At 35.4% G+C, this 4494-nt stretch carries 8 protein-coding genes; all 8 read left to right on the forward strand.

The window, feature by feature from the left end; translation table 11 throughout:
• Positions 1–501: hypothetical protein (locus tag JU82_RS05215; RefSeq protein ID WP_037947511.1), on the forward strand; the 501-nt coding region annotated here is incomplete at its 5' end.
• 4 nt (positions 502–505) lie between these two features.
• Positions 506–925, forward strand: coding sequence for a hypothetical protein (locus JU82_RS05220; RefSeq protein ID WP_037947513.1), 420 nt, complete (start codon positions 506–508; stop codon positions 923–925).
• On the forward strand, positions 907–1905 hold the full coding sequence (dcm, locus tag JU82_RS11795; RefSeq protein WP_294892209.1) for a DNA (cytosine-5-)-methyltransferase: 999 nt from the start codon (positions 907–909) through the stop codon (positions 1903–1905). The genes JU82_RS05220 and dcm overlap by 19 nt, the downstream gene beginning before the upstream one ends.
• Positions 1869–2228: a DNA cytosine methyltransferase gene (locus JU82_RS05230; protein WP_294892211.1), complete on the forward strand. Its 360-nt coding sequence runs from the start codon at positions 1869–1871 to the stop codon at positions 2226–2228. Before dcm ends, JU82_RS05230 begins: the two co-directional genes overlap by 37 nt.
• Before the next feature lie 10 nt (positions 2229–2238).
• Complete coding sequence (locus JU82_RS05235) at positions 2239–2586, forward strand: hypothetical protein (RefSeq protein ID WP_037947518.1); 348 nt, start codon at positions 2239–2241, stop codon at positions 2584–2586.
• Complete coding sequence (locus tag JU82_RS05240) at positions 2576–3715, forward strand: RtcB family protein (protein ID WP_037947521.1); 1140 nt, start codon at positions 2576–2578, stop codon at positions 3713–3715. Before JU82_RS05235 ends, JU82_RS05240 begins: the two co-directional genes overlap by 11 nt.
• A gap of 22 nt (positions 3716–3737) precedes the next feature.
• Complete coding sequence (locus tag JU82_RS05245; RefSeq protein ID WP_037947524.1) at positions 3738–4208, forward strand: hypothetical protein; 471 nt, start codon at positions 3738–3740, stop codon at positions 4206–4208.
• Position 4209: 1 nt separating this feature from the next.
• Entirely contained in the window at positions 4210–4401 is a 192-nt protein-coding gene (locus tag JU82_RS05250; protein WP_037947526.1) for a hypothetical protein, read from the forward strand.
• The last annotated feature ends 93 nt before the right edge of the window (positions 4402–4494 follow it).

The following is a 4494-nucleotide window of genomic DNA, read 5'->3' on the forward strand; positions in this document are numbered from 1 at the left end:
GTATTTGCTTCGATGATGGAAACATTGAACGCATTTTACGTGAACTTCAAGGTGGACTTGGATAATCAACTTGTGGTTAGCGTGTGGTATGAGGCGTTGCAAAACCTTGACGACAACACGTTTAAGGAACTCATTAAAAGTTACTGCATGAACAACATCTATCCGCCTCAATCACCTACGCATTTGATACAGCACATGAAAGACATGGTGTTATTGAGAGAGCCAAGCGGTGAGGAAGCGTGGGAACTGACCTACGGTCTCTTAAAGCGAAACCGTTATGACATCGAAACTACAACTGAACAACTTAAGGGTGATGGCAAAGAGGCTTGTGCGAACTCGCTCAAAGAACTTAGAAGCCGTTTCAAGAACCTCATGACCGATGACATACCCTACGTGAGAAAAGACTTCATCGAAATCTATAAACGTGTGGTAACTCAAGAGGTCAATCAAAAGGTTATGATTGGTGATACATCAACATTAAAATTAGGAGAGGGGAAGTAAGATTATGAATGGAACAGAATGTATTTTAAAAGCAATTAAAGTGGCAAATGCTAATATTAAAAACGAAATTAAAAAGGTTGAAATAATTGATTGGGAACATAATGTAATTGGTGGAGAAATCGTAAAGGCTAAAGTTTGGGTTACAACAGTAAGACAAGGAGATAATAAAGAAGAGGTTTATGAAACATTGGTTTTTGATTACTCTTATAGACCTGTTCTTGATAGGGTATCTCATATAGTTAAAGAAAAAGAAGAACCTAAAAAAATGCAATATAAATTTGGGAACATTGTGAAAACGCATGATAACAAAATAGGAATTATCACACAGATCCATCAATTTACAAAAGAATATTTTGTAATGTTCCCTGATGGTGGAAGATTATACAACGAAGATGAAGTTATAGAATGGCATGGTTGTTGGTAATGAATATATTTGAAATGTTGCATGAAGAATTTAAGTTTAAGCATAAACCTATAAAATTATTTGAAGCGTTTTCAGGCTATGGTAGTCAATTTATGGCATTAAAGCGTTTAGGTGTTAATGTTGATGTTGTGGGGTATAGCGAGATTGATAAATATGCTATTAGAGTATATGATAAATTACATGGAACACATAAAAACTATGGTGGCATAGGCTCGTTCGATAGATTCCCGAAAAATATTGATATTTGCACGTGGTCTTTCCCTTGCCAGGACATATCGTTGGCTGGTCATCAAAGAGGAATGGTTGAGGGTAGTAGGTCAAACTATGGTTATGTGTTTCTTGATACCATAGAAAAAACCCCTCATGATGAAAGACCTAAGGTATTGTTGATGGAGAATGTGAGGGCATTATTTAGTCAGTCATTTGCTAAGGATTGGAGAGAAATACAATTAAGACTTGAAAAATTAGGGTATACATCATATAGTGATGTTTTAAATGCTAAAGATTACGAAGTTGCACAAAATCGTGATAGAGTATTTATCCTATCCATTCTTGGCGAATATTATTATGAATTCCCTAAACCAAGAAAATTGGTAAAATCATTGAAAGATTATTTGGAAGATAAAGTAGATGAAAAATATTATCTTAATGAAAATTTTATTAACCAAATGATAAAAGAGGTTGTTAACTACAATAGAAAAGACAAGTTCATTGATGGTTTAACTGATGGCAATAAAGTTTCACGAACTATTACAACAAAACTCGATAGACCCGAAAGCAATTACGTATTAGAACCTTATATAATTGACACACATTCAAGTGATAGATTTAAGAGGCAACCACAAAGTGAAATATCACCAACAATATTATCCGATGGAAGATTCAAGGTAGTTGAACCCTATATTGCTATACCGGAAGCACGGAAGCACACGATGGAGATGGCGTGTATATCAACCGTCCACATCAAAAACGTGGTGTAGTGCAAAAGGGAATGATCCAAACCATTAAAACAAGTGGCAACGATATTGGAATTGTAGAAAAAGTAAAAACTATTGTTGCTAATTTGCAATCAAAAAATTATATTCAAGTGATTGATGGAAAAACTTATATTGTGGGAAGTGATGGGGTAACGCTATTTAGAATCCGGAAACTTACTCCAAGAGAAGCACTAAGACTTATGGACGTAAGTGAAACTGATATTGACATCATCTTATCCCAAGTAAGCGATACACAAGCATATAAACTCGCAGGAAATAGCATTGTTGTGAACGTTTTAGTTGAGATTTTTAGAAAACTATTTTAGGAGATGAACAATGAACAAGCAAACTAAAGCAAACCTAACTGACGAGAACAAGTACACGTATCTTAACGGTGTTACGTACATCAGACTTAGCAACAACTTTACGGACTCTATCAATGTTTACGATGGCAACAATCCAGAAATCAAGTATGGGGTGATAAACTTCGTTAAGAAAGGCAAGGCAATCATCAACAGGGTTACAGGTAGTGTGGGTTGGTACGTGGACGGTTTCGTGTTTGAACCTGAACCACAAACGGTTATTGAGTGCAAGACTTTCAAGCACATTGCAAGATACGTCTACGATTTGAACCAACAATTAAAAGGATATGGAAGATTGAAAGGAGAAAATGATGGGAACTAATTTAATTGTAAAGGCTTCACTATTAGAAGATGGATTAGTAGATGAAGTAAATAAAATGATAGAAGAAAATAAGACATTATTTGATGGAGAAACTGTTGTGTTAATGGCTGACGCTCATAAAGGAAAAGATGTTCCTGTTGGATTCACAATGACACTAAAGAAAAATCTTGTACCGCCTACATTTGTTTCTGCTGATATTGGTTGCGGAATGACATCTTATTTGTTAAATGATATTGTTATATCAAATAAGGATCTAAAGACATTCTCAATGATTGCAAAAGACATTATTCGTGTCAATAAAAGACTTGATGGTGGAAGTCTAACCGATTATGGAACATTAGGAAATGGGAATCACTTTGTTGAGATAGGAACTAATGGCAAAGACACGCTTATTACGGTTCATAGCGGTAGTCGTTCAATAGGTGGAATGGTATTTAAAAAACATTATGAAGAAGCAAAGCAACAATTTCAATATAGATACCATTCAGTATCGAAAGAAGAATTAGAATTGATAGAACCAAAAGAAAGACAAAAATATATTAAGAAAAAGAAAGAAGAACTTATTATCGAACCTATACCATATCTTGACTTAAATATTTATGGTGTTGAATTGTATAAAAAAGAATTAACTGAAACCATAGAAGTGGCAAGAATGAATAGGGAAAAAATATTGAGAGATGTTTATACAACTCTATGCTCAATAAACAAAGATTATGTAACTGTAAGAACGATGATAAACACGATACATAATTATGTTGAGTTTTTAGAAGATGGGACAATGATATTACGAAAAGGTTCAATAAATGCAAATCATGGAACTCGTGTTATCATACCAATAAATATGAGAGATGGGATTATTGTTGGTGTTTCTTCAAATACTGAAAATGTAAACTTCTCATTACCTCATGGTGCTGGACGTGTATTAAGCAGAACAAGAGCATTTGCAGAACTTGATTTAGAAACTTATAAAGAGGATATGAAGAATGTTATTTCACCTACGATTAACCAAAACACATTAGATGAATCACCAAGAGCCTATAAAGGTATTGAAACCATCTTGAAAGACATTGAACCATATTTATCATCTTATGAAATATTTAAACCATTATTCAACTTTAAAGGGGAATAGAAAATGAAAGGAGAGAACAACATTGAATGAAACAACGGCAGTAAAGCAAGAGAAGATTACAAGACTATTAAAGATTTACATGGGAGAAGAACAGGTGGACTTTGACAAACCAAACCTCATGGTGTCATACCAAGTGTACCCCAACAACAACGGCAAGATACTGAGGGAAGATGTGAGGGTTATCAACATTGGGACGAGCATACGTTACTACGGCAAAACTCCCATCGTGTTCATCAAGCACGAGGAAATGAAAGACGAGGGCGTGTTAAACATGGCTAACATCGTCAAGAGAGCCTTAGAGGACGTTCAGAGAACCCCACATGAGAGAAGTATCAAGACCGTATTAAAAAACGTTCTAAAGGGCAAAAACGTGCTGATTAAAAAAAGTGTGTTCTACGGTGCGATGGGCGACATCATGCTCAAACGCCCTAACAAAGACTACGTGGCTTTCACGAACAGCATGTTGGAAAATCCAAAGGTTGAGGTGGAATGAAATGACGTTGCAATCGTTTTTAAAACACATGAAAAAAGATACGCAATACCGCATTATCTATCCCATGAAGATTGAGGACACTAAGGAAGAACTTGATGAAAAGATGGTGAACAAACCCCATCTATTCGACGTGGTTGAGTGGCACTTGGAAATGGATAACTACCAACCCTTAGTGGTGGTGAAAGTGAAATGATTGACAAACAGCAGTACGAACTCGTGTTGAGTGCTTCCAAGAAAGAGATTGACATGTTCGTTGAGGACAACATTCAAATCGAGGTTTATACCA

The organism is Sulfuricurvum sp. MLSB (assembly GCF_000747095.1).
In the GTDB taxonomy this organism is placed as follows: domain Bacteria; phylum Campylobacterota; class Campylobacteria; order Campylobacterales; family Sulfurimonadaceae; genus Sulfuricurvum.